This window comes from Cupriavidus basilensis, from assembly GCF_029335485.1.
GTDB classification, from domain to species: domain Bacteria; phylum Pseudomonadota; class Gammaproteobacteria; order Burkholderiales; family Burkholderiaceae; genus Cupriavidus; species Cupriavidus basilensis_E.
Genome location: NZ_JARJLM010000130.1, coordinates 1 through 23,933, shown reverse-complemented (window position 1 = coordinate 23,933; position 23,933 = coordinate 1). Strand labels below are relative to the sequence as shown.

At 67.7% G+C, this 23,933-nt stretch carries 22 protein-coding genes; 11 read left to right on the top strand and 11 right to left on the bottom strand.

Features of this window, described 5'->3' with window-relative positions:
- The first annotated feature begins 42 nt into the window (after positions 1 to 42).
- From P3W85_RS07470 to P3W85_RS07455, 4 genes are all read left to right on the top strand, one after another.
- Positions 43 to 828 carry a lytic transglycosylase domain-containing protein gene (locus tag P3W85_RS07470; RefSeq protein ID WP_017229185.1) on the top strand — a complete coding sequence of 262 codons (786 nt, stop codon included), beginning with the start codon at positions 43 to 45 and terminating at the stop codon, positions 826 to 828.
- Between the two features lie 75 nt (positions 829 to 903).
- Entirely contained in the window at positions 904 to 3,255 is a 2,352-nt protein-coding gene (parC, locus tag P3W85_RS07465) for a DNA topoisomerase IV subunit A (RefSeq protein ID WP_276264309.1), read from the top strand.
- Between the two features lie 109 nt (positions 3,256 to 3,364).
- Positions 3,365 to 4,033 (top strand): chromate transporter, encoded by a 669-nt coding sequence (locus tag P3W85_RS07460; RefSeq protein WP_276264308.1) that lies wholly within the window; start codon positions 3,365 to 3,367, stop codon positions 4,031 to 4,033.
- Positions 4,030 to 4,560, top strand: a complete 531-nt coding sequence (locus P3W85_RS07455) for a chromate transporter (RefSeq protein WP_017229182.1) — start codon at positions 4,030 to 4,032, stop codon at positions 4,558 to 4,560. Before P3W85_RS07460 ends, P3W85_RS07455 begins: the two co-directional genes overlap by 4 nt.
- Before the next feature lie 10 nt (positions 4,561 to 4,570).
- Here P3W85_RS07455 and P3W85_RS07450 read toward each other — a convergent pair whose 3' ends face one another.
- Both P3W85_RS07450 and P3W85_RS07445 read right to left on the bottom strand, forming a co-directional pair.
- Positions 4,571 to 4,756, bottom strand: a complete 186-nt coding sequence (locus tag P3W85_RS07450; RefSeq protein ID WP_017229181.1) for a hypothetical protein — start codon at positions 4,754 to 4,756, stop codon at positions 4,571 to 4,573.
- A gap of 139 nt (positions 4,757 to 4,895) precedes the next feature.
- Positions 4,896 to 6,728: an ABC transporter ATP-binding protein gene (locus P3W85_RS07445; protein ID WP_017229180.1), complete on the bottom strand. Its 1,833-nt coding sequence runs from the start codon at positions 6,726 to 6,728 to the stop codon at positions 4,896 to 4,898.
- A 416-nt stretch (positions 6,729 to 7,144) separates the two neighbouring features.
- Here P3W85_RS07445 and hutU point away from each other — a divergent pair, with 416 nt between their 5' ends.
- The 5 genes from hutU (at position 7,145) to P3W85_RS07420 (ending at position 11,950) form a co-directional block, all read left to right on the top strand.
- Positions 7,145 to 8,818: a urocanate hydratase gene (hutU, locus tag P3W85_RS07440; RefSeq protein WP_276264307.1), complete on the top strand. Its 1,674-nt coding sequence runs from the start codon at positions 7,145 to 7,147 to the stop codon at positions 8,816 to 8,818.
- A gap of 81 nt (positions 8,819 to 8,899) precedes the next feature.
- Positions 8,900 to 10,207: an MFS transporter gene (locus P3W85_RS07435; RefSeq protein WP_017224405.1), complete on the top strand. Its 1,308-nt coding sequence runs from the start codon at positions 8,900 to 8,902 to the stop codon at positions 10,205 to 10,207.
- The gene (gene hutG / locus P3W85_RS07430; RefSeq protein WP_276264306.1) at positions 10,204 to 11,172 is read left to right on the top strand and encodes a formimidoylglutamase; all 969 of its coding nucleotides are present in this window, start codon (positions 10,204 to 10,206) and stop codon (positions 11,170 to 11,172) included. Before P3W85_RS07435 ends, hutG begins: the two co-directional genes overlap by 4 nt.
- An 86-nt stretch (positions 11,173 to 11,258) precedes the next feature.
- Positions 11,259 to 11,531 carry a type II toxin-antitoxin system Phd/YefM family antitoxin gene (locus P3W85_RS07425; RefSeq protein ID WP_017230621.1) on the top strand — a complete coding sequence of 91 codons (273 nt, stop codon included), beginning with the start codon at positions 11,259 to 11,261 and terminating at the stop codon, positions 11,529 to 11,531.
- On the top strand, positions 11,525 to 11,950 hold the full coding sequence (locus P3W85_RS07420; RefSeq protein WP_276264305.1) for a type II toxin-antitoxin system VapC family toxin: 426 nt from the start codon (positions 11,525 to 11,527) through the stop codon (positions 11,948 to 11,950). Before P3W85_RS07425 ends, P3W85_RS07420 begins: the two co-directional genes overlap by 7 nt.
- 92 nt (positions 11,951 to 12,042) lie before the next feature.
- Here the strand turns inward: P3W85_RS07420 and P3W85_RS07415 are convergent, their stop codons facing one another.
- The 9 genes from P3W85_RS07415 to P3W85_RS07375 form a co-directional block, all read right to left on the bottom strand.
- Positions 12,043 to 13,719 (bottom strand): L-lactate permease, encoded by a 1,677-nt coding sequence (locus tag P3W85_RS07415; protein WP_276264304.1) that lies wholly within the window; start codon positions 13,717 to 13,719, stop codon positions 12,043 to 12,045.
- Positions 13,720 to 14,100: 381 nt separating this feature from the next.
- Positions 14,101 to 14,745: a glutathione S-transferase family protein gene (locus tag P3W85_RS07410; protein ID WP_276264303.1), complete on the bottom strand. Its 645-nt coding sequence runs from the start codon at positions 14,743 to 14,745 to the stop codon at positions 14,101 to 14,103.
- A 180-nt stretch (positions 14,746 to 14,925) separates the two neighbouring features.
- Positions 14,926 to 16,113 (bottom strand): PLP-dependent aminotransferase family protein, encoded by a 1,188-nt coding sequence (locus P3W85_RS07405; RefSeq protein ID WP_017230625.1) that lies wholly within the window; start codon positions 16,111 to 16,113, stop codon positions 14,926 to 14,928.
- Between the two features lie 36 nt (positions 16,114 to 16,149).
- Complete coding sequence (locus P3W85_RS07400; protein WP_017230626.1) at positions 16,150 to 16,479, bottom strand: DHCW motif cupin fold protein; 330 nt, start codon at positions 16,477 to 16,479, stop codon at positions 16,150 to 16,152.
- Between the two features lie 100 nt (positions 16,480 to 16,579).
- Positions 16,580 to 17,038, bottom strand: a complete 459-nt coding sequence (locus P3W85_RS07395) for a RidA family protein (protein WP_017230627.1) — start codon at positions 17,036 to 17,038, stop codon at positions 16,580 to 16,582.
- An 11-nt stretch (positions 17,039 to 17,049) separates the two neighbouring features.
- A complete protein-coding gene (locus P3W85_RS07390) occupies positions 17,050 to 18,057 on the bottom strand; it encodes a DMT family transporter (RefSeq protein WP_276264302.1) in 1,008 nt (335 codons plus the stop codon).
- A gap of 9 nt (positions 18,058 to 18,066) precedes the next feature.
- Positions 18,067 to 18,711: a LysE family translocator gene (locus tag P3W85_RS07385; RefSeq protein WP_276264328.1), complete on the bottom strand. Its 645-nt coding sequence runs from the start codon at positions 18,709 to 18,711 to the stop codon at positions 18,067 to 18,069.
- Between the two features lie 16 nt (positions 18,712 to 18,727).
- Positions 18,728 to 19,444, bottom strand: coding sequence for an alanyl-tRNA editing protein (locus tag P3W85_RS07380; RefSeq protein WP_276264301.1), 717 nt, complete (start codon positions 19,442 to 19,444; stop codon positions 18,728 to 18,730).
- A 66-nt stretch (positions 19,445 to 19,510) separates the two neighbouring features.
- A complete protein-coding gene (locus P3W85_RS07375; protein WP_276264300.1) occupies positions 19,511 to 20,194 on the bottom strand; it encodes a VOC family protein in 684 nt (227 codons plus the stop codon).
- Positions 20,195 to 20,297: 103 nt separating this feature from the next.
- Here P3W85_RS07375 and P3W85_RS07370 point away from each other — a divergent pair, with 103 nt between their 5' ends.
- Positions 20,298 to 21,797, top strand: a complete 1,500-nt coding sequence (locus P3W85_RS07370) for a PLP-dependent aminotransferase family protein (protein WP_276264327.1) — start codon at positions 20,298 to 20,300, stop codon at positions 21,795 to 21,797.
- 210 nt (positions 21,798 to 22,007) lie between these two features.
- Positions 22,008 to 23,921, top strand: a complete 1,914-nt coding sequence (htpG, locus tag P3W85_RS07365; protein ID WP_017229804.1) for a molecular chaperone HtpG — start codon at positions 22,008 to 22,010, stop codon at positions 23,919 to 23,921.
- Positions 23,922 to 23,933 lie beyond the last annotated feature (12 nt).

Here is a 23,933-nt window from a genome sequence, read left to right as displayed (position 1 = left end):
CAACCCTTTGACCGGCACAACGCGAACGCGAGGAGAGCCCCGATGACAAAGACCCGATACACCAGCATCCGGCCGCGACAGTGGCTTGCCGCGGGCCTGGTGCTGGCCGGCTTGTCGTGCGTCCCGGCGGCTCACGCGGCGCTGTACGGCTACATCGACGACGACGGCGTGGCGCATTTCTCCGACGAGAAGCTGGACGACCGCTACACGCTGTTCATGAAGAACGGCGGGGAATTCAAGAGCCCGTCGCTGGGGCGCCAAAGCCAGAGCATCGGCCAGCAGATCGACCTGGAGACGCACAAGCTCTACCGCTATGTCGTCAACCATCCGAATATCGCCACGGTCGAACCCATGATCCGCCAGATCGCGCACGCGCAGAACGTCGACCCGGCGCTGGTCAAGGCGGTGATGGCGGTGGAGTCGGGCTTCAATGCCGGCGCGGTTTCGCCCAAGGGGGCGATCGGGCTGATGCAGGTGATTCCCGATACCGGCGCGCGCTTCGGCGTGAGCGCCGACGCCAAGCGCACGGTCGGGCAGAAGCTGGCCGACCCGCGCACCAATATCTCGGCCGGCGTGCGTTACCTGCGCTGGCTGATGGAGCTGTTTCCCAACAACCTCGAACTGGTGCTGGCAGCGTACAACGCCGGCGAGGGTGCGGTGCAGCGCTACAACAACAAGATTCCGCCATTCCCGGAGACCCAGCAGTATGTCAGCACGGTGCTGCAGTTCTACCGCTTCTATCGTCCGGGCGGCGCCCCCATGGGCGTCGGGGAGGGCGGAGTCAGTCGCGTCAAGATGGTGATCGGCGGCCGCCGCAACATGCCCTGATCCCGACAACGAAATCGAACAACATGCAACCGGCGCACCGGCCAATGATGCGGTGCGCCGTCTTCTTGCCAATCCATGGAACAACAAGATATTCCGTTTGACCCAGGTTCGCCCGATGGCGGCGCGGACTCGCTGACCCTCGCTCACTACGCCGAGCGCGCCTATCTCGACTACGCCATCAGCGTGGTCAAGGGCCGCGCGCTGCCGGAGGTGGCCGACGGCCAGAAGCCGGTGCAGCGCCGCATCCTGTACGCCATGCACGAGATGGGCCTGCGCGCCGACGCCAAGCCGGTCAAGTCCGCGCGCGTGGTTGGCGACGTGCTCGGTAAATTCCACCCGCACGGCGACCAGTCCGCCTACGACGCGCTGGTGCGCCTGGCGCAGGACTTCTCGCTGCGCTACCCGCTGATCGACGGCCAGGGCAACTTCGGCTCGCGCGACGGCGATGGCGCCGCGGCCATGCGGTACACGGAAGCCCGGCTCACGCCGATCTCGCGCCTGCTGCTCGACGAGATCGACGAAGGCACGGTGGACTTCGTGCCCAACTACGACGGCTCGATGGAAGAGCCCAGGCTGATGCCGGCGCGGCTGCCCTTCGTGTTGCTCAACGGCGCCTCCGGCATTGCCGTGGGCATGGCCACCGAAGTGCCGCCGCACAATCTGCGCGAAGTCGCGGCCGCCACGGTGGCGATGATCCGCAACCCCAATATCACGCTGGCCGAGCTGCTGGCGCTGATGCCCGGGCCGGACTATCCCGGTGGCGGCCAGATCATCTCGCCCGCATCGGACATCGCCGCGATCTACGAGAACGGCCGCGGCAGCCTGAAGGTGCGCGCGCGCTGGATCATCGAGGACATGGCGCGCGGGCAGTGGCAACTTGTCGTGACCGAGCTGCCGCCAAGCACGTCGGCGCAGAAGGTGCTGGAGGAGATCGAGGAGATCACCAACCCCAAGGTGCGCGCCGGCAAGAAGTCGCTCACGCCCGAGCAACTGCAGCTCAAGCAAGGCATGCTGGCCGTGCTCGACGCGGTACGCGACGAATCCGGCAAGGACGCGCCGGTACGGCTGGTGTTCGAGCCCAAGAGCAAGAACATCGAGCAGCAGGAATTCATCCAGACGCTGCTCGCCCATACCAGCCTGGAATCCGGCGCCTCGATCAACCTGGTGATGATCGGCACCGACGGCCGGCCGCGCCAGAAGGGCCTGGCCGAGATCCTGCGCGAGTGGATCGCCTTCCGCTTCGCCACCGTCACCCGCCGCACGCGCCATCGCCTCGGCAAGGTCGAGGACCGCATCCACATCCTGGAAGGCCGGATGCTGGTGCTGCTCAATATCGACGAGGTGATCCGCATCATCCGCGAGAGCGACGAGCCCAAGCCGGCGCTCATGCAGGCCTTCGGCCTGTCGGACCGCCAGGCCGAGGACATCCTGGAAATCCGCCTGCGCCAGCTGGCCCGCCTCGAAGCCCTGCGCATCGAGAAGGAGCTGAAGGAGCTGCGCGAAGAACAGGCCGAGCTGGACGTGCTGCTCAAGTCCGAGACCATGATGCGCCGGCGCATCATCAAGGAGATCGAGACCGACGCCAAGCAATACAGCCCGGAAGACAAGGACCCGCGCCGCACGCTGATCCAGGAAGAACGCCGCGCCGCCGCCGAGGTGCGCGTGGTGGATGAACCCGTCACCGTGGTGGTATCGCAGAAGGGCTGGGTGCGCACGCGCCAGGGCCATGGCCACGATGCGCAGCAGTTCACCTTCAAGGCGGGCGATGCTCTCTACGGCACCTTCGAGTGCCGCACGGTGGATGTGATGCTGGTGTTCGGCACCAATGGCCGCGCGTACACGGTGCCGGTGGCCAGCCTGCCCGGCGGGCGCGGCGACGGCGTGCCGGTGACCACGCTGATCGAGCTGCAGCCCGGCAGCCAGATCGCCCACACCTTTGCCGGCAGCGTCGACCAGCGCATGCTGATCGCCACGCGCGGCGGCAATGGCTTCCAGACCAAGGTGGGTGATATGGTCAGCCGCCAGAAGGGCGGCCGCGCCTACCTCACGCTGGACGAGGGCGATGCCCCGCTGGAGCCGGCGCCGATCGGCGCCGCGGCCCCGCATGTGGCCTGCCTGTCGGCCAACGGCCGCCTGTTGCTGGTGGCGCTCGATGAAATCAAGTCGCTCTCGGCCGGTGGCCGCGGCGTGATCCTGATGGAACTCGAGCCCAAGGAAACGTTGCTGCAGGCGATCGCGGTGGGTGCGCCGGGCCTGGTGCTGTCCGGCGCCGGACGCGGCGGCAAGCCGAGTTCGCAGAAGCTGGCGGGCCAGAACCTGCTGCCTTATGTCGGCAAGCGCGCCCGCAAGGGCCGCGCGCTCGAGACCCGGCTCAAGGAGCCACGCATCGACCCGGTCCGGATCGATCCTCCGGCGGGCGGCAACTAAGCCTCTTCGACCCAACCTGGCCCTGCGCATTTGCGCGGGGCTTTTTTATTTGCTGATGCCGGACCGCCCGGACGTTTCCGGCCGGCAATGCCGCCTCCTGCTACCCGTGATGCCTGTTTCTCCTCCCCCCGCCGGCGACGATGCGGCCGCACCGCCCCCCACGCCGCGCCGCCTGTTCATCGAATTTGCCCGCATGGGCCTGTCCGGCTTCGGCGGCGTGCTGCCCTTCGTGCGGCGTGCCGTGGTGGAGCGCAACCGCTGGCTTGGCGACCGCGAGTTCGTCGAGTTGCTGAGCCTCGGGCAGGTGCTGCCCGGCCCCAATGTGATCAACCTCGCGTTGATGCTGGGCCTGCGCTTCGCGGGGTTGCGCGGCGCGCTGGCCGCCTTTGCCGGACTGGTGATGGTGCCGATGGTGGGCGTGTTGTCGCTGATGCTGCTGTACGAGCACTACCGCGACGTGGCGGCGGTGCAGCGCATGCTGACCGGCATGACCGCGGTGTCGGCGGGGCTGGTGCTGTCGACCGGTTTCAAGCTGGCGCAGAGCCAGCCGCGCACCCTGCGCGGGCTGATGATCGGCGGCGCGGCTTTCGCCGGCATCGGGCTGCTGCGCTGGCCGCTGGTGCCGGTGATGGCGGTGCTGGTGCCGCTGGGCCTGGCGCTCGAGTGGCGCACGGAGCAGCAGGCGCGGCGCGCGCCTGCGCCGCCCCTGCCTGCCAGTCCTTCCAGCGACGACGGCATCGATCCGGTGCCGGCGGTGACCGGGGAGCCGCGCCAATGAGTTCCCCCAACGTCCTCTCCAGCCTGCTTACGCATTTCCTGACGCTGTCCTTCCTGGCCATCGGCGGCGCCAGCACCACCATCCCCGACATGCACCGTTTCCTGGTGGAGTCGAACGCCTGGATGAGCGATGCGCAGTTTTCCGCCATGTACGCCATCTCGCAGGCCGCGCCGGGGCCGAATATCCTGTTCGTCGCCTTGTTCGGCTGGCAGGTCGCCGGGCTGGCCGGTGCCATGGTCGGCATGATTGGTATCTGCGGGCCGTCCAGCGTGATCGCGCTGGGCTTCGAGTATTTTGCGGGGCGCTCGCCGCAGGCGCGCTGGCCCGGCCTGATCCGGCGCGGGCTCGCCACGCTGACCATCGGCCTGCTGTTCTCCACCGGGTGGATCCTTGCCGCCAGCGTCGACCATCGCTGGAGCGCGGTGGCGGTGACGGCGGTCACCATCGTGCTGATGCTCAAGACCCGCGTGCATCCGCTGGCGCTGGTGGCGCTCGGCGCGGGCGCGGGGCTGCTGGGCCTGGTGTGAACGCGGCCCTTCAGCCCGCTTGCGCGGCAAGCTCGCGGATGCAGTGGATGAAGTAGTCGGCGGGGCGCGTGAGGATGGCGCCCTCGCGCACCATCAACGCCAGGCGCAGGTCGGGCGGGCTCTCGGGCAAGGCCAGCGCCTGCAGCTGCCTGGCCGTGAGCCTGGCCTGCAGCGAGGCCAGCGACAACGGCACCACCGCATCGGTCTCCAGCAGCAGGCTGCTGAACAGCAGGTTGGAGGTGCAGCGTGTCAGCCGCCGCGGCGGCGCCAGCCCATGGCGCGCTGCTGTTCTTCCAGGAGCGGCAGGCGGCGGACTGATCCCTGCTGGCAGTGGCTTACTCCACGCCGACGAAGCCCCCGGTCTGGTGGGCCCACAGCCGCGCGTAGAGCCCGCCGCGCGCGAGCAGTTCGGCGTGGGTGCCGCTCTCGGCGATGCGGCCGTTGTCCAGCACCACCAGCCGGTCCATGCGCGCGATGGTGGAGAGCCGGTGCGCGATGGCGATCACGGTCTTGCCCTGCATCAGCGTTTCCAGGTTTTCCTGGATGGCGGCTTCCACTTCGGAGTCGAGCGCCGAGGTGGCTTCATCGAGGATCAGGATGGGCGCGTCCTTGAGCAGCACGCGCGCCACGGCAATGCGCTGGCGTTGCCCGCCGGAGAGCTTGACGCCGCGCTCGCCCACCTGGGCATCGAGGCCCGTGGCACCATGCGCGTCGCGCAGTTGCGGAATGAATTCGCCGGCATGGGCATCGTCCGCCGCGGCCAGCAACTCAGCCTCGCTGGCGCCGGGCCGGCCGTAGCGCAGGTTGTCGCGGATCGAGCGGTGCAGCAGCGAGGTGTCCTGCGTCACCATGCCGATCTGCGCGCGCAGGCTTTCCTGCGTGACGCCGGCAATATCCTGGCCGTCGATCAGGATGCGTCCGTGCTCGACGTCGTACAGCCGCAGCAGCAGGTTGACCAGGGTCGACTTGCCGGCGCCCGAGGGGCCGACCAGGCCGATCTTCTCGCCTGGCCGCACCACCAGGTCGATGTTCTCGATCACGCCTGAGCCCTTGCCGTAGTGAAAGCCCACCCCTTCGAAACGCACCTCGCCGCGGCTCACCTTCAGCGCCTGCGCGCCGTCGCGGTCGGTCACCTTGCGCGGCACCGAGATGGTCTGCAGGCCGTCCTGCACCTGGCCGACGTTCTCGAAGATGCCGTTGATCACCCACATGATCCAGCCCGACATATTGACGATGCGGATCACCAGGCCGCTCGACAGCGCGATCGCCCCCACACTGACATGACCCTCGCTCCATAGCCACAGTGCCAGCCCGGTGGTGCTGGCGATCAGCGCGCCATTGAGCGTGGTCACGGTGAAATCCATGGCGCTGACCATGCGTCCCGACAGCCGCGCCTTGTCGGTCAGGTCGGCCATGGCTTCGCGCGCGTAGTCTTCCTCGTGGCGGGTGTGGGCGAACAGCTTGAGCGTGGTGATATTGGTATAGCCGTCGACGATGCGCCCCATCAGGCGAGAGCGCGCGCCCGTGGCGGCCACCGAGCGTGCCTTCACGCGCGGCGTGAAATACACCATCGCCGCCACGTAGCACACGATCCACGCCAGCAGCGGAATCATCAGGCGCCAGTCGGCCGCCGCGAACAGGTAGAGCGAGCTGGCCGCGTAGATCAGCACGTGCCAGATCGCATCCACCGCCTGCACCGACGAATCGCGCAGCGAGAAACCGGTCTGCATGATGCGCTGGGCGATGCGGCCGGCAAAGTCGTTCTGGAAGAACGACAGGCTTTGCTTGAGCACATAGCGGTGGTTCTGCCAGCGCACCAGGTTGCCCAGGCTGGGATTGATGACCTGGTGCACCAGGATGTCGTGCAAGCCATTGAACAGCGGACGCAGCACCAGCGCCACCGCCGCCATCCATGCGAGTTCGCCGGCGTGCTGCCGGAAGAAGCCGGCGCCGGGCGTTGCCTGCGCCAGGTCGACCAGGCGGCCGAGAAAGCCGAACAGCGAGACTTCGATCAGCGCGCCGGCCAGCCCGACCGCCAGCAGCAGGCCGAAGACGGGCCACACCTCGCGCAGGTAGTAGGCATAGAAGCGCCAGATCTGCGCGGGCGGCTCGGTGTCGGGGAGGGCGCGAAACGGGTCGATCAATCGTTCCAGGAAACGCATCAGCATGGGAGTCCATTGGGTCGCGGCGAGCGCGGCATTCCGGGTTGCCGCGGTGCGGGCAGGAGCCGTATCGATGCCATGGGCACGGTGTTGGGGGGTGCGAGGGCATGCGGCGTATCAGGAGCATGATACAGCGGTTGCGGATGGCGAGATCCGCGCCGGCATACGGGGATGGGGAATGCGTGGCCCAGTGCCCGGTCAGCGCGCGCAACGCGATCCCGCAGCGGGCGATGGCCGTGCCGCTGTCCCTGAGCGCATCGCCAACCGTCGCCAGACAACTTTTACTGCACTTTTCCTGGGCGGCAGGAGACAGCCTCCGGGAATACCCCAATTTCTCTGAACTTGTCTATACAACACTATACATACCTATGACAGATGAACAGACCGGATCCGATCCGGCTGCATTTACCGAAGGAGTTGCCGTGAGCAATACCCACCGCTTTCGCGATGTAGAAATCCGCGCCCCGCGCGGCAGCCAGCTGAATGCCAAGAGCTGGCAAACCGAAGCGCCGCTGCGCATGTTGATGAACAACCTCGACCCGGAAGTGGCGGAGAACCCCAAGGAGCTGGTGGTGTACGGCGGCATCGGCCGTGCCGCGCGCAACTGGGAGTGCTACGACAAGATCGTCGAAACCCTCAAGACCCTGAACGACGACGAGACCCTGCTGGTGCAGTCCGGCAAGCCGGTCGGCGTGTTCAAGACCCACAGCAACGCCCCGCGCGTGCTGATCGCCAATTCCAACCTGGTGCCGCACTGGGCCACCTGGGAGCATTTCAACGAACTGGATGCCAAGGGCCTGGCCATGTACGGCCAGATGACCGCCGGCAGCTGGATCTATATCGGCAGCCAGGGCATCGTGCAGGGCACCTACGAGACCTTTGTGGAAGCGGGCCGCCAGCACTACAACGGCAGCCTGAAGGGCCGCTGGGTGCTGACCGCGGGCCTGGGCGGCATGGGCGGCGCGCAGCCGCTGGCCGCCACGCTGGCCGGCGCCTGCTCGCTCAACATCGAATGCCAGCAGGCCAGCATCGATTTCCGCCTGCGCACGCGCTATGTCGACGAGCAGGCCACGGATCTCGACGACGCGCTGGCCCGCATCGCAAAGTACACGGCCGAAGGCCGCGCCGTTTCCATCGCACTGTGCGCCAACGCCGCCGAAGTGCTGCCCGAACTGGTGCGCCGCGGCGTGCGCCCGGACATGGTCACCGACCAGACCAGCGCGCACGATCCGCTCAACGGCTACCTGCCGGCAGGCTGGACCTGGGGCCAGTACCGCGACCGCGCGCAGACCGATCCGGCCGCGGTGGTCAAGGCCGCCAAGCAGTCGATGGCGCTGCACGTGAAGGCAATGCTGGACTTCCAGAAGATGGGCGTGCCCACCTTCGACTACGGCAACAACATCCGCCAGATGGCCAAGGAAGAGGGCGTGGCCAATGCCTTCGACTTCCCCGGCTTCGTGCCGGCCTATATCCGCCCGCTGTTCTGCCGCGGCATCGGCCCGTTCCGCTGGGCCGCGCTGTCGGGCGATCCGCAGGATATCTACAAGACCGACGCCAAGGTCAAGGAACTGATCCCCGATGACGCGCACCTGCACCGCTGGCTGGACATGGCGCGCGAGCGCATCAGCTTCCAGGGTCTGCCGGCGCGCATCTGCTGGGTGGGCCTGGGCCTGCGCGCCAAGCTCGGCCTGGCTTTCAACGAGATGGTGCGCAGCGGCGAGCTGTCGGCGCCGGTGGTGATCGGCCGCGATCACCTCGACTCCGGCTCGGTGGCCAGCCCCAACCGTGAAACCGAAAGCATGCAGGACGGCTCCGATGCGGTGTCCGACTGGCCGCTGCTCAACGCGCTGCTCAATACCGCCAGCGGCGCGACCTGGGTCTCGCTGCACCACGGCGGCGGCGTGGGCATGGGCTTCTCGCAGCATTCCGGCGTGGTGATCGTGTGCGACGGCACGGATGAAGCCGCGGCCCGCATCGCCCGTGTGCTGCATAACGATCCGGCCACCGGCGTGATGCGCCATGCCGATGCCGGCTACGACATCGCCATCGACTGCGCACGAGAGCAGGGCCTGAACCTGCCGATGCTGGGCCGCTGAACGGTTGGCGCGCCGCCGCGCGCGCCCCACAAATCCGCCTCCGAGCAGGAGGCGGGGATTTCAAGCCAGGGAGACTCAATCGTGTCCGTCAACACCACCGTACCCGCCGCAGCGACCGGCAGCGGGGCTGCCCCCGCACCCCTGTCGAAGTTCAAGGCCATCGCCGCCATCACCGTCGGCAACGGCCTGGAGTTCTATGACTTCGTGGTCTACTCCTTCTTCGCCACGCTGATCGGCCGCCTGTATTTCCCGGTATCCGATCCCACCGGGCAACTGCTGCTGTCCTTCGCTACCTTCGGCGTCGGCTTCCTGATGCGTCCGCTGGGCGGCCTGCTGATCGGCATGTATGCCGACCGCGTCGGGCGCAAGCCGGCGGTGGCGCTGACGCTCTGGCTGATGGGCCTGAGCTCGGTGATCTTCGTGGTGACGCCGACCTATGCTCAGATCGGCATGCTGGCGCCGATCATGATCCTGCTTGCACGCCTGGTGCAGGGTTTCGCCATCGGCGGCGAGATGGGCGCTTCCACGGCACTGCTGCTGGAATATGCCGACGACCGCTCGCGTGGCTTCTATACGAGCTGGCAACCGTTCAGCCAGGGCCTGGCTGCGCTCTTCGGCGCGCTGGTTGGCCTGTTGCTCAGCAATGTGCTGGAACAGGCGGCGCTGGAAGCATGGGGCTGGCGCCTGGCCTTCGTGATTGGCATCCTGGTGATTCCGGTGGGCCTGGTGATTCGCCGCCGCCTGGAAGAAACCGCGCCGGCCGCGGGCGAGTCGGAGCGCGGCTCCACGCTGCAGTTGCTGCGTGAGCACGGGCGCGCGCTGGTGGCCAGCATCCTGCTGATGATCGGCGTGGCTTCGTCGACCTACATCGTGGTGTACTACCTGAGCAACTACGCGGTCAGCCAACTGCATATGCCGTTGTCGCTGGGCATCTGGGCAGCCTGCGTGGCAGCCGCCGTGCAAGTGGTGCTGTCGCCGTTCGCCGGCTGGCTGAGCGACCGCGTTGGCCGCCGCCCGGTGGTGCTGTGGTCGCGCGTGGCCCTGCTGCTGATAATCTATCCGGCCTTCGTGCTGATCAACGCCGAGCCTAGCCTGACGCGCCTGCTGCTGGTGGTGGGCTGCCTGTCGGTGCCGATGTCGATGACCTCGCCGGCCTCGATGGTGCTGGTCAGCGAAGTGCTGCCGCAGCGCCTGCGCGCCACCGGCCTGTCGATCGCCTATTGCGTGGCGATTGCCATCTTCGGCGGCTTCGCGCAGTTCTTCTCGACCGAGCTGATCCATCTCACGGCCAATCCGAATGCGCCTGCGTTCTACGTGATCGGCTGCGGCCTGGTTTCGCTGCTCGGACTGGCGATGGTGCCGGAAACGCTGGGGCGCCGACTGTCATGAGTGCGATGGACCCGCTACCCATGGGGCATGAGGCGGCGGCCAGCACCGTCTGGCGTGGCCGCACCGATAGCAACGAGACTGGCGACACGCGCCGGCTGTTCGACGTGGTGCGCACCGGCGGCGGCGAACGCGTACCCGGCGCGCCCGTGCTGATCGGTTTTTGCTGCGACGCCGGCGTGCGGCGCAACCAGGGCCGCGCCGGCGCCGCCGGCGGCCCGCGCGAAATCCGCCGCGCGCTGGCCGGCATTCCCGCCCACGGGCTGGGCGCCTTCCACGACGCAGGTGACGTTACCTGCGTCGATGGCGACCTCGAAGCGGCGCAGCAAGCGCTGGCACAGGCGGTCGCGGCAGAGCTGGCGCGGGGCGCTGCCCCGCTGGTGCTGGGCGGTGGCCACGAGATCGCCTGGGGCACCTGGCAAGGCTTGCGCGCGCACCTCGATGCGCGCGGCGACCATGGCCGCGTGCTGGTGATCAACCTCGATGCGCACTTCGACCTGCGCACCGGCCGTCCCGGCAGTTCGGGCACGCCGTTCGACCAGATCGCGCAGGCATGCCGCGAGCGCGGCCAGCGCTTCGAGTACGCCTGCCTGGGCGTGAGCCGCCTGGGCAATACCGCCGCGCTGTTCGCGCATGCGGATGCGCTTGGCGTGCACTACGTCGAGGACGTGCAGATGCAGGAGCGGCACCTTGGCGCGCGGCTTGCCGAGCTGCAGGGCCTGATGGACGCGGTTGACCATGTCTACCTCACCATCGACCTCGACGTGCTGCCGGCGGCCGTGATGCCGGCGGTATCGGCCCCGGCCGCTTACGGCGTGCCGCTCCCGGTCGTGGAGGAGGTGGTCGCACTGGTGCGCGCCAGCGGCAAGCTGCGCGTGGCGGACCTGGCCGAGTTCAACCCGCTCTATGACCGCGACGCCTGCGGCGCACGGGCCGCGGCACGGCTGGCGTACCGGTTGATGGCGTGAGTGTCCTGCCGGCCAATCACGCATTGGTCCGTCAGTGACGGCGTGTTGTACAATTGAAATGTACATGTCGGGCGGGGAGCATCGCTATGCAGACTATTCCATTCTCAGAGGCAAGAGCGCATCTGGCAGATGCGCTACGCGACGTTGAGCGGGAGCAGGAGCCCCTCCTTATCTCCCGGCGCGGACAGGCCGCGGCGGTGTTGATGTCTTGGGCGCAATACCGGCAGCTTGCCGGATCCTCATCCGGCTTCCTCGCGCGCTTGACGGAATGGCGTAAGGATCATGTGCAACTTGAGGATGAAGTCGGCCCATTTGAGGGTTTGCGTCAAGGCGGCGAGGGACGCGACTTCACATGGTGAACGCCGCAAGCTGGTTGCTGGACACCAACATCGTTTCCGAGGCGATGCGGCCACGGCCGGATGCCGGGGTCATGGCGAACCTGTCTCGATTTGACGGCGAACTGGCCATCCCGGCACCGGTCTGGCACGAGCTTCGTTATGGCTGGCTGCGTATGCCAGAAGGCCGGCGCAAGGACGCGGTCGGCCGTTTTGTACAGGACGTTGTCAGCACCTTGCTTGTCTCGCCTTATGACAACGCTGCGGCGCGGATCCATGCCGATCTGCGCAGTTCGCGCGAGCGGGCCGGGTTCACCTTGCCCTTCGTGGATGGGCAGATCGCATCCGTTGCAATGGCGCACGGCCTGACGTTGGTGACGCGCAATACCAGGGATTTCGCCGGGCTGGACGGCTTGCGGCTGGCGAACTGGTTTGAGGGCTGAGCACCGGGCTATCGCCGCCGCTACTGCCAGCGCTCTGGCCCCGCCCCCCAAAGGGCGGGGCCATTTTCATCATGGCAGCCCGACGCGGCCGCTCAGTGAATCACCATCCGCGTGAACGGATGCACATACGCCTGCAGCGTGATGAACAGTCCCACCAGCACCGCCAGTGCGATCGAATGGAAGAACACGTAGCGCAGGATATCGCCCTCGTGGCCGTACCACTTGGTGGCGGTGGAGGCCACGACGATGGACTGCGCGTCGATCATCTTGCCCATCACGCCGCCGGAACTGTTGGCCGAGGCCATCAGGATGGGCGACAGCCCGAGTTGCTCGGCGGTGGTTTTCTGCAGGCCGCCGAACAGCACGTTGGAGGCGGTGTCGGAGCCGGTCAGCGCCACGCCCAGCCAGCCCAGCATGGTGCCGAACAGCGGGTAGAGCACGCCGGTGTGGGCAAAGGCCAGTCCCATGGTGGCGTCCAGGCCAGAGAAGCGGGTCAGGTAGCCGATGCCGAACATGGCGCAGATGGTCAGCAGCGAGTACTTGACCAGCTTGATGGTCTCCCAGTATTCCTTGATCAGGCGGGGTACCGAATAGCCCATCAGCAAGCCGCCCAGCAAGGCCGAGACGAGAATGCCGGTGCCCGCCATGGACAGCACGTTGAAGCTGAATACGGCGCCTTCGGCGATGGGCTTGGGCACCACCGGCGGCACCTTGAGCACGGCTTTGTCGAGGCCGGGAATGGCGAACTTCCATTGCCACAGGCCGTCCATCAGTTTCTTGAATTCCGGGATGCCCCAGACGAAGACGAACACCGTCAGGATCACCCACGGCATCCAGGCCTTGACCACGGAGATGCTGGCGGAAGCCGTGCTGGCGCGCGCTTCGGCGGCCACGGCTTCGGGGTCGTCGACCTTGGAGTCGTCCTTGCGGCCCAGGATCTTGGTGGAGGTCCAGATTTCCCTGGGCTTCCAGACCTTGAGGAACATCGCCAGCGAACCCATCGAGACCAGCGCGGCGATCACGTCCACCAGCCAGGGGCCATGGTAGTTCGACACCAGGAACTGCGGCACGGCAAAGGTGACGCCGGCCACCAGGATCGCCGGCCAGATCGCCAGCATGCCGCGGAAGCCCGCGAACGCCCAGATCAGCCAGAAGGGCACCAGCACCGAGAAGAACGGCAGCTGGCGGCCGACCATGGCCGAGAGCTGCAGCAGGTCCAGGCCGGTGACCGAAGCCAGCCCGATCAGCGGCGCGCCCAGCGCGCCGTAGGCCACCGGCGCGGTATTGGCGATCAGCGCCAGGCCCGAGGCGGCCAGCGGCGAGAAGCCCAGGCCGATCAGGATGGCGCCGGTCACCGCCACCGGCGTGCCGAAGCCGGCCGCACCCTCGAAGAAGGCGCCGAAGCTGAAGGCCACCAGCAGCAGCTGCAGGCGGCGGTCCTCGGTGATGCCGGAGATCGAGTTCTGCAGCACTTTGAAGGAGCCGTTGATGGTGGTCAGCCGGTGCAGGAAGATGATGTTCAGGACGATCCAGCCGATCGGGAACAAGCCCGACACGATGCCCAGGCCGGCAGCCTTGCCCGCCATCTCGGCAGGCATGCCGAACACGGCGGAGGCGATGACCACGCCGACCACCAGCGCCAGCCCGGCCGCGAGGTGGGCCTGCAGATGGAAGAACGCCAGCGCGGCCAGCAGCACGGCGACAGGAACCCCGGCAGCCAGCGTGGATAGCGCCATGCTGCCTAGCGGGTCATAGACTTGACTCCACACGATTGAATCCTCCTCGGGTTGGGCGGCAGGATTGTTTTCTGTTTGCCCGGCCTGCCGTTTTTTTCCTTGTCCTGGCGTGCCGTGCCAGCCGCACGCCCGGCAAACTTCGCGATTCTAAGGATGGGTTCCCGCCGCGCCGCCCAAAATCGGATCACCGGGATCGTGAGCCGGATTCAGGAATCAGGGTTTGCACGGGGGCAGGCTGGCGCACTCGCAATCCTTTAGCCAGAGTACTCCAAACTGCACCATCCGCAAATGTATGCTGGCCGCTTCCGCGGTGGCGGAAGCGGTCAGCAAGGCGGCATGATCGGGCCGGCGCGGCTTGCCGAAGTGCGTGGTGCGCGCAACGGCAGGGGACAGGAGGAGAGGGCGGTGCGTCAGTCAGGTCAGCGGCAGTACCAGGATGCCCGTTGCGGCAGGCCGGGCCCGCATGGCGGCAACCCAGCGCTCCAGGTGCGCTCGGGGCTGATGCGTCACCGGCAGTCCAAGCCAGCGGTGGGCCGCGCAGGCCAGCGGGATGTCAGCCATGGTGAAGCGGTCGCCGCAGATGAACTCGCGGTTGGCCAGGGCTTCGTCGAGCCGGGCTGCGAGCGGTTCGGTGCGCGCCAGGGACTGGGCGATCAGGGCCGCGTCGCGTTCTCCGGCGGGCAGCCGCACCAGCTGGCGGAAGGCGTCGGTCATGGCCGGACTGAAGGTATTGGTCTGCCAGTCCATCCAGCGGTCCGCCAGCGCGCGCGCCTTGACGTTCCCGGGCCACAGGGAGTCCTCGCCGTCATGCGCGCAAAGGTAGCGCACGATGGCATTCGACTCCCACAGCACAAAGGGCTCGCCGCCGACATCGGTGCCGCGGAAATCCTCGATCACCGGGATATTGCGATTCGGGTTGAGCCGCACATAGGCTTCGGTATCGAGGTCGCCCTCGCGAATGCCGATGTCGATGCGTTCGTGGTCCAGGTGCAGCTCGCGCGCGCACCAGACTACCTTCTGTACGTTGATCGACGAGAGCCGACCCCAGATACGTAGCACGAAGATCTTCTCCTTATGGCTTGGGCCGCGCCGCGGCCCGGGCTGACGGGTGTGATGGCCGCTATCTTGCCATGAAGCCCGCCGCCGAGAAACCGGTAGGGAGAAGTATCCGTGCCGCGCACCGGGCCGCCGGCCCGGTGCGCATCTGCGCCGCTGGCGCAGTGCCTCAGGCGGCCTTGCTCAGGCTGCCTTGGCTTGAGGTGCTTGCTTGGCGATCGCTGCGCGGAACACTTCGCCGAGGATGGTCACGCCTTGCTCGATGCGCTCCGGCGACACCGTGACGAAGGCCAGCCGCAGCGCATTGCGGCGCGGGTTGCTGGCGTAGAACGGTGCGCCCGGCACATAGGCCACATTGCGCTTGACCGCCTCCTGCAGGATCTCCATGCTGTCCAGTCCTTCGGGCAGCTCCATCCAGATGAACATGCCGCCTTCCGGCGCGTTCCAGGTCACGCCCTCGGGCATGTGGCGGGCCAGCGAATCCAGCATGGCCTGGCATTGCTTGCCGTAGAGCTCGCGGATGGTCGGGATGTGCGTGTCCAGCAAGCCGTCGCGCACCACCTCGTACGCCAGGATCTGCGTGAAGCTGGGGGTGTGCAGGTCGGAAGCCTGCTTGGCCTGGCACAGCTTGAAGTGCAGGTCGGGCGGCGCGATCACGAAGCCCAGGCGCAGGCCGGGGGCGAGGATCTTGGAGAACGAGCCCATGTAGATCACGCCGTCGGGGTTCATCGACAGCAGGCTCGGCAACTGGTCGCCGTGGTAGCTCAGTTCGCCGTAGGGATCGTCCTCGATCAGCAGCACGCCCAGTTCGCGCGCGCGCGCCACCAGCGCCTGGCGGCGCTCCAGCGGCATGCGGCGGCCGGTGGGGTTCTGGAAGTTCGGCAGGGCGTAGAGGAAGCGCGCGCCGGCGGTCAGCTCGGGGGTGAGGGCTTCCGGCAGCAGGCTCTTGTCGTCGCCCGGCACGGAGACGAATTCCGGCTCGAACAGCGAGAAGGCTTGCAGCGCGCCGAGGTAGCTCGGCGTTTCCACCAGGATCGGGCTGCCCGGATCGATCAGCACCTTGGCGATCAGGTCCAGCGCCTGCTGCGAACCGGTGGTGATCAGCACGCGCTCCACGCCGACGTTGTGGCGCTTGGCGATGAATTCGCGCAGCGGCAGGTAGCCTTCGGTGGCGGCGTATTGCAGTGCCGCCTGCGGGTTGCCGGCGAAGATCCGGGCCACCGCCTGTTCCATGGCCGCCACCGGGAAGGTGGCAGGGGAGGGCAGGCCACCGGCGAAGGAAATGACTTCCGGACGCTCGGTGACTTTCAGGATTTCGCGGATGGCCGAGCTGGTCAACTGTTGCGCCCGGCGGGAGATGGCCCAGTTCATGATGTTCTCTTGGTGTGGGAGTCGAGTGGCATCGACTCAGTCAACGATAAAAAGCCGAGCGCCGGTCGGTGTGGACGAACGGTGCGGTTCGGCGTGGTCGGCAACCTGGTAGCTCGTGCCCGCGCGGAGCACGAAGTGCCGGCCGTCTTCCAGCTCGGTATGCAGCTCGCCTTCCAGCACAAAGAGGATGTGCCCCTTGGTGCACCAGTGATCGGCGAGATACCCGGCAGAATACTCCACCATGCGAACGCGGATGTCGCCGAACTGGCGGGTGCGCCAGAGGGCTTCCCCGCTGTCGCCGGGGTGGCGGGTCGGGGTGATATCGGACCAGTCGGTGGTGCCGAAAGGCAGGTTGTCGATGCGCATGTGTGGGGTGGGTGCTTTTGCTTGCCAGAGGCGGAGAGCGGGCCGCGCTGTCCGGCGCGCATGCCTGCCCCCTTTCTTCACTTCACTTTGCTTGCCTTGCTTACTTTACTTCGACGATCATCTCGATCTCGACGCAGGCGCCCAGCGGGATCTGCGCCACGCCGAAGGCGCTGCGGGCATGCTTGCCCGTGTCGCCAAAGACTTCCGCCAGGAATTCCGAGGCACCATTGGTGACCAGGTGCTGCTCGGTGAACTCCTGCGTGGAGTTCACCAGGCTCATCACCTTGACGATGCGGGTGACGCGGTTCAGGTCGCCGCCCAGGTGGGCATGCAGCGTGGCAAGCAGGTCCACGGCGATGGCGCGTGCGGCGGCCTTGCCGTCTTCCGTGGTGAGGTCCTTGCCTAGCTTGCCCACCCACGGCTTGCCATCCTTGCGGGCGATGTGGCCGGAAAGGAATACGGTGTTGCCGGTTTGCGCGGCCATCACATAGGCGGCGGCCGGGGCGCCGGCGGTGGGCAGTTCGATGCCGAGGCGGGCAAGGGTGTCGTAGACGGACATAGGGTCTCCAGTCAGTGGGATCGTCCCGTGGGGAAGGGGTGGGGTTCTTCGACGGCCGGCGTGGGCAGGGAGCCCGCGGGCGCGCTGCGCACGGCGGTTCGGCGGCCCAGCGCCACCACGCCGATCACCGCCACCGCGAAAGCGAGGGTGATGGCATCGAGCGGCTCGGCCAGCATCAGGGCGCCGCCCGCCAGCGTGAGGAACGGCTGCAGCAATTGTATCTGGCCCACGCGCGCCACGCCGCCTTTTGCAAGCCCGCCGTACCAGAACAGGAAGCCGATGAACATCGAGAACACCGACACATAGCCCATGCCGAGCCAGGCGCGCGGCGAGGCGGCGGCGATTTGATCGAGGTGCCGCAGGCCGAGCCATGCCACCGCGGGCAGCAGCAGCGGCAGCGCCACCACCAGCGCCCAGCTGATCGTTTCCAGTCCGCCCAGTTCGCGCGATAGCTTGCCGCCCTCGGCATAGCCCAGCGCGCCCAGCACCATGGCCGCGAACAGCAGCCAGTCGGCATGCTGCAGTCCGCCGGCGCCCTGCCACAGGGCAAAGGCGATCACCAGCGCGCTGCCGATGGCGGCCGACAGCCAGAACGCGGGCGAGGGCCGCTCGCGGCCGAACCAGGCGGCAAAGACCGCGGTGGCCAGCGGCAGCAGGCCGGTAATGATGGCGCCATGGCCGGCCGGCACTTCGCGCATGGCCAGCGAGGAAAACAGTGGAAAGCCGACCACCACGCCGCAGGCGGTCACCGCCAGGCGCCACCACTGGCCGCCGCGGGGCCGGCGCGTGCCGGCGAAGGCGCCGCGCTGCCATAGCAGCGCCAGCGCCAGCAGCGCGGCCACCACGGCGCGGCCAAGTGCGACGAAGGTCGCGTCCAGTTCCGCCACCGCCATGCGGGTGAAGGGCAAGGTCTGGCTGAACACGGCCACGCCGATAAAGCCGAGCAGCATGCCGCCGCCATGGCCGCTATCGTGGGCAGCAGCGGCGCGGTGCGCAACGGGTGCGGATCTGGCAGTCATGGCCGGTCGTCAGTGAAGGGCCGGTCGCCCGGCGAGCGCGATCCACAGCGCGGTCAGCGCGAGCGCCAGTCCCATGCCACGGTTGAACCAGCGGATGCGATGGCCCACCTGCAGCCATTGCCGCAGCGAGGCGCCGATCACGCCGTACACGCCGTTGCTGACAAAACCGAACACGCCGAACACCGCGCAGACCAGCAAGGCCCGGTGCAACGGCGACTGGGCGCCGGCCACGTACGAGGCGGCCGTTGCCAGCGCCAGCATCCAGGCCTTGATATTGGCGTACTGCAGCACCGCCGATTGCCACGCCGACAGCGGGCGCAGCACCTGCTTGTCGGACAGCGTGGTGCTGCGCGCCAGCTTGAGCGCCAGCCACAGCAGGTAAAGCACGCCGGCCACGTGCACCAGCAGCGCCAGCGTGGGGCTGGCCAGCACCAGCGCACCCACGCCGGCCGCGCATAGCGCCAGGATGCTGGCGAAGCCGAACGCCACGCCCACGCAATGGGGCAGGGTGGCGCGCAGGCCGAAGTTGGCGCCGGTGACGGCGGCGATGGTGGTGTTGGGGCCGGGCGTGAACGAGCCCACCGTCATCAGCGACAGCAGTGCAACGAACTGGGCCGCCGACAGCCCGGTCAGCAGGGCAGGGTCAAAGAGCATGGTGGCCATGCCCTTGTCACGCTGCGAACTGCACGACCACGCGGCGGTTGGTACGGCTCTTCTTCTCGATCTTGGTTACCACCACCCGACCGATCTCGCCGGTGGCCGCGACATGGGTGCCGCCGCAGGGCTGGCGGTCCACGCCGGGGATGTCGATGATGCGGATGGCACCGCTGCCGGCCGGCGGCGCCGCGCCCACGGTGCGCACCAGCTCCGGCTGCGCCGCCAGCGCCTCGGGCGTGATGCGTTCGATGCCGACGCGGCTGTCGGCGCTGATCAGCGCGTTGAGCCGCTCGGTGAGCACGGCTTTGTCCAGCGTGGATTCAGGCAGGTCGAAGTCGATGCGTGCCGAGTCGGGCGAGATGCCGCAGCCGGTCACCGGCACCGGGATCAGCGAACCCAGCAGGTGCAGGCAGGTGTGCAGCCGCATCAGCCGGTGGCGGCGTTCCCAGTCGATGGCGACGGCGACGATGTCGCCAGGCTCCGGCAGCGCGGCGCCAGGCTCGGGCACGTGCAGGATATGGCTGCGATCCGGGGCGTGCACCGTTTCCAGCAAGGCAATGGTGGCGCCGTTGGCGAGCTTGAGCGTACCGGTATCGCCCGCCTGGCCGCCGCTGCGCGCGTAGCACACGGTCTGGTCGAGCTCGATGCCGCCGGCGTGCACGGCCACCACGGTGGCGGTGCAGTTGCCCAGATAGGCGTCGTCGTCGAAGCGTTTGTGGGTGGAGGACATCGGTCGGGTCTCCTGTGCGGCAGTGGTTGTTGTCTGGTGCTGGTCTCTCGCTACGGCGCACCTGGGTCAGCGCAGCGTGCGCACGCCGTCGGGCGTTTCTATCTCCGCGCTCAGTTCCGCGAGGGTGGACGCCTCCGGGACGAACGGGCCGCCGCCCAGCCATTGCATGGCTTCGGCAAGCCGGGCCGCCTGCGGATGGCGCGCCCGCAGCGAGCGCAGCGCCAGGCCCTGGTTCGGCAGCCGGGACGAAGGATGGGTCGCTACATCCCACTGGATCAGCGTGGGGAGGATGCCGTCGCCCGGGATCGCCGCGCCACCCACGTCGTCAGCCGGCCATGCCGGCAGGCTGCCGTCTTCGGGCACGGTGATACGCCAGCGCAGGTCGCCGCGGGTCATCGGGATGACCGGCGCGATGCGCCCGGGATACTGCGCCTGCCACAGGGACAGGTCGGTCGGCCGCTCCACCCGCGCGACCCAGTGCAGCAGGAAGGGGCCATGGCGCAGCCGCGCCTGTACTGCCTCGGTGTCCATGCCGAACCAGCGCGGGCGGGCCGGGGGCGGCGCCTCTGGATCGATGGCGATCACCTCCAGGTAGGCCCCGCCGAACAGGCCCAGCAGGCAATTGTGCGTGCCCATGCCCGGGTGCGCACCGCCTGGCTGGGGCGCCACGCCAAGTGCGTCGGCGACGTGCTGCGCCCCCGCGGCAAGCGTGGGGGCGGCGATCACGAGATGGTCGAGGGCGATTGTCATTGTGTGTTGATGGTAGACAAGGTTGTCGGTACAGTACCGATACAGTTATGCAGAACATTCTCAGTACAGTGGCGGGAGCAAGGCAATGAGCAGCAAGGATCCGATGGCGCCAGGCCTCGAGGATAAAGGAGCCGCGGCGGTCACGCCGGCCGCCGAAAAGGCGCGCTCCCTGCGCCTGGTGCTGCCGCCGCCCACCGAGCGCATGCCCGATCCGGTGCCCTCGGCGCAGATGACGCTGGTGGAGCAGCTGACCGAATGGGCGCGGCTGCGCATCGACGAGCGGGTGTTCCGTGCCGGCATGCGCATGCCCTCGATCCGCCAGCTCGCGCAGGAAAAGGGCATCTCCCGCTTCACCGTGGTCGAGGCCTACGAGCGGCTGGTGGCGCTGGGCTACCTGGAATCCCGCCGCGGCTCGGGCTTCTATGTGCGCGAACGGACTCCGCAGGTGACGCCGGTGGCGCCGGTGGCCAACGGTGCGCGCAATATCGACGTGACCTGGCTGCTGCGCAGCATGTTCCACTCGACCGAGCCCTATAAGTCGCCTGGCATGGGCTTCCTGCCCAACGACTGGCTCGATGGCGAACTGATCGCCAGCGCGCTGCGCGGCCTGGGCCGCCAGCCGGGCAGCCATTTCCTGGCCAGCGGCACGCCGCAGGGCTTCCTGCCGCTGCGCCAGCAGTTGCGCAACCGCCTGGCGGAGCTGGAGATCGGCGCCACCCCCGACCAGATCGTGCTGACCTCCGGCATCACCCAGGCGCTCGACCTGATTGCCCGGCTCTACCTGCGTCCGGGCGACGCGGTGCTGGTGGGCGATCCGGCCTGGTTCGTCATGTTCGGCCGCTTCGCCGCGCAGGGCGCGCAGCTGATCGGCATGCCCTATACCGCCGAAGGCCCGGACCTGGAGGCGCTGGAGCGTATCCTGCAGGCGCGCCGGCCACGCCTGATGGTGATCAATTCCGTGCTGCACAACCCGACCGGCACCTCGCTGTCGGCCGCCAAGGCCTTCCAGCTGCTGCGGCTGGCCGAGCAGTACGACCTGCTGATCGTCGAGGACGACATCTACTGCGACCTGTGCCCGCCCGGCCACGTCGCCACCCGGCTGGCCAGCCTGGACCAGTTGCGCCGCGTGATCTACCTGGGCAGCTTTTCCAAGACGCTTGCCGCCAACCTGCGCGTGGGCTTTATCGCGGCCCATCCGGAACTGGCCGCCACCCTGACCGACAGCAAGCTGCTGGCGGGCCTGGCCTCACCCGAGATCAACGAGCGTGTGCTTTATAAGGTGCTGACGGAAGGGCACTACCGCAAGCACGTGGAACGGGTGCGCAACCGGCTCGACCGCGCCCGCGACGAGACCCGGCGCACCATCGAGCGGCTCGGCCTGTCCCTGTTTCCCGGCCAGCATGCCGGCATGTACCTGTGGGCGGACACCGGGCGGGATACCAACGCCATCGCCACCGCCGGCCACGAGGAGGGCTACCTGTTCGCCCCCGGCAGCCTGTTTTCACCGTCCCAGATGCCCTCCGGCTGGATGCGCTTCAACGTGGCCAGCAGCCAGGATCCCGGCATGCTGGCCTTCCTGGCGCGCCAGCTGGAGCGGCGCTAGCCGGGATGGCGGCGCGCCGGATCTTGAAAAGCGCGCAGCCGCCCCTATGTTTCCGGACATCGGCCTGACACCGGGCGGCACCGGGGGTGCCACCCGGTGTCGCCAAGCCCCTGTGCGGGCTGGATTCGGGAACCTCTTCGGACGTTTCCGTATCCGATCCGCCACATTGCCAAGATTCCCAAGTCAGCCAAGTTTGCCAAGAGGAGAACCATGACCGCACCGCACGAGACGATGAGCTTCCAGGCGGAAGTGAAGCAATTGCTGCACCTGATGATCCACTCGCTGTACAGCAACAAGGAAATTTTCCTGCGCGAGCTGGTTTCGAATGCTTCCGACGCCACCGACAAGCTTCGCTTCGAGGCGATTGCCAATCCGGCCCTGCTCGAGAACGACGCCGATCTGGCCATCCGCATCGAGGCCGATCCCGCGGCGCGCACGCTGAAGATCACCGACAACGGCATCGGCATGAGCCGCGACGAGGCCATCCGCAACCTCGGCACCATCGCCCGCTCGGGCACCAAGGAATTCTTCCAGCAGCTCTCCGGCGACCAGCAGAAGGACGCTGCCCTGATCGGCCAGTTCGGCGTGGGCTTCTACTCGGCCTTCATCGTGGCCGACAAGGTCACCGTGGAAACCCGCCGCGCCGGCCTGCCCGCCAGCGAAGCCGTGCGCTGGGAAAGCGCCGGCGACGGCGAGTTCAGCGTGGACGCCATCGACCGTGCCGAGCGCGGTTCCACCATCACGCTGCACCTGCGCGAAGGCGAGGACGATTTCCTCTCCGCCTGGAAGCTCAAGGGCATCATCCAGAAGTATTCCGACCATATCTCGCTGCCGATCCGCATGCCCAAGGAGGTGTGGGATGCCGAGGCCAGCGCCTACAAGGCCACCGGCGAGTGGGAAAGCGTCAACCAGGCGAGCGCCCTGTGGACGCGGTCCAAGTCGGATATCACCGAAGAGCAGTACACCGCCTTCTACCAGCACATCGCGCACGACAACGAAGCGCCGCTGGCCTACACCCACAACCGCGTCGAAGGCCGCAGCGAATACACCCAGCTGCTGTACGTGCCGGCACGCGCGCCGTTCGACCTGTGGGACCGCAACCACAAGGGCGGCCTCAAGCTCTACGTCAAGCGCGTCTTCATCATGGACGAAGCCGAGCAGCTGCTGCCGTCCTACCTGCGCTTCGTCAAGGGGGTGGTGGATTCGGCCGACCTGCCGCTCAACGTCTCGCGCGAACTGCTGCAGGAAAGCCGCGACGTGAAGGCGATCCGCGAAGGCTGCACCAAGCGCGTGCTGTCGATGCTGGAAACGCTGGCCGACAGCGAGGACGAAGCCGAACGCGCCAAGTACACCACCTTCTGGCAGCAGTTCGGCCAGGCGCTCAAGGAAGGCCTGGGCGAGGACGCCGGCAACCTGGAGCGTATCTCCAAGCTGCTGCGCTTCGCCTCCACGCACCAGGACAACGCCGAGCAGAGCGTGGCGCTGGCCGCGTACGTCGCCCGCATGAAGGAAGGCCAGGACAAGATCTACTACGTCACGGCCGATAGCTGGGCCGCGGCCAAGTCGAGCCCGCACCTGGAAGTGTTCCGCAAGAAGGGCATCGAGGTGCTGCTGCTGACCGACCGCGTGGACGAGTGGATGCTGTCCTTCCTGCGCGAGTTCGACGGCAAGGAACTGGTCTCGGTGGCCCGCGGCGACCTGGAGCTGGGCACGCTGGCCGATGCCGACGAAAAGGCCGAGCAGGAAAAGGCCGAAGGCGACTGGAAGGACGTGCTGGAGCGCGCCAAGACCGTGCTGGACGGCAAGGCCAAGGACGTGCGCGTGACGCTGCGCCTGACCGAGTCGGCCTCCTGCCTGGTTTCCGACGAAGGCGACATGAGCGGCTACCTGCAGCGCCTGCTGAAGCAGGCCGGCCAGAAGGCGCCGGACGCCCAGCCCATCCTGGAACTGAACCCGGACCACGCGCTCGTGCAGAAGCTGCGCGCGCTGGCGGAAGCGGGCCCCGCCGACGAAGCCTTCGGCGACCGCGTGCATGTGCTGTTCGACCAGGCCCTGCTGTCCGAGGGCGGCACGCTCGAGGACCCGTCGGCCTACGTGCGCCGCATCAACAAGCTGCTGGCGTAGCCGTAGCCAGTG

Bases quoted from the DNA above. Each gene is read 5' to 3' on its own strand.
- P3W85_RS07470 (WP_017229185.1), top strand. From the start codon at position 43: ATGACAAAGACCCGATACACCAGCATCCGGCCGCGACAGTGGCTTGCC.
- parC (WP_276264309.1), top strand. From the start codon at position 904: ATGGAACAACAAGATATTCCGTTTGACCCAGGTTCGCCCGATGGCGGC.
- P3W85_RS07460 (WP_276264308.1), top strand. From the start codon at position 3,365: ATGCCTGTTTCTCCTCCCCCCGCCGGCGACGATGCGGCCGCACCGCCC.
- P3W85_RS07455 (WP_017229182.1), top strand. From the start codon at position 4,030: ATGAGTTCCCCCAACGTCCTCTCCAGCCTGCTTACGCATTTCCTGACG.
- P3W85_RS07445 (WP_017229180.1), bottom strand. From the start codon at position 6,728: ATGCTGATGCGTTTCCTGGAACGATTGATCGACCCGTTTCGCGCCCTC.
- hutG (WP_276264306.1), top strand. From the start codon at position 10,204: ATGAGTGCGATGGACCCGCTACCCATGGGGCATGAGGCGGCGGCCAGC.
- P3W85_RS07425 (WP_017230621.1), top strand. From the start codon at position 11,259: ATGCAGACTATTCCATTCTCAGAGGCAAGAGCGCATCTGGCAGATGCG.
- P3W85_RS07420 (WP_276264305.1), top strand. From the start codon at position 11,525: ATGGTGAACGCCGCAAGCTGGTTGCTGGACACCAACATCGTTTCCGAG.
- P3W85_RS07405 (WP_017230625.1), bottom strand. From the start codon at position 16,113: ATGAACTGGGCCATCTCCCGCCGGGCGCAACAGTTGACCAGCTCGGCC.
- P3W85_RS07400 (WP_017230626.1), bottom strand. From the start codon at position 16,479: ATGCGCATCGACAACCTGCCTTTCGGCACCACCGACTGGTCCGATATC.
- P3W85_RS07395 (WP_017230627.1), bottom strand. From the start codon at position 17,038: ATGTCCGTCTACGACACCCTTGCCCGCCTCGGCATCGAACTGCCCACC.
- P3W85_RS07390 (WP_276264302.1), bottom strand. From the start codon at position 18,057: ATGACTGCCAGATCCGCACCCGTTGCGCACCGCGCCGCTGCTGCCCAC.
- P3W85_RS07385 (WP_276264328.1), bottom strand. From the start codon at position 18,711: ATGCTCTTTGACCCTGCCCTGCTGACCGGGCTGTCGGCGGCCCAGTTC.
- P3W85_RS07380 (WP_276264301.1), bottom strand. From the start codon at position 19,444: ATGTCCTCCACCCACAAACGCTTCGACGACGACGCCTATCTGGGCAAC.
- P3W85_RS07375 (WP_276264300.1), bottom strand. From the start codon at position 20,194: ATGACAATCGCCCTCGACCATCTCGTGATCGCCGCCCCCACGCTTGCC.
- P3W85_RS07370 (WP_276264327.1), top strand. From the start codon at position 20,298: ATGGCGCCAGGCCTCGAGGATAAAGGAGCCGCGGCGGTCACGCCGGCC.
- htpG (WP_017229804.1), top strand. From the start codon at position 22,008: ATGACCGCACCGCACGAGACGATGAGCTTCCAGGCGGAAGTGAAGCAA.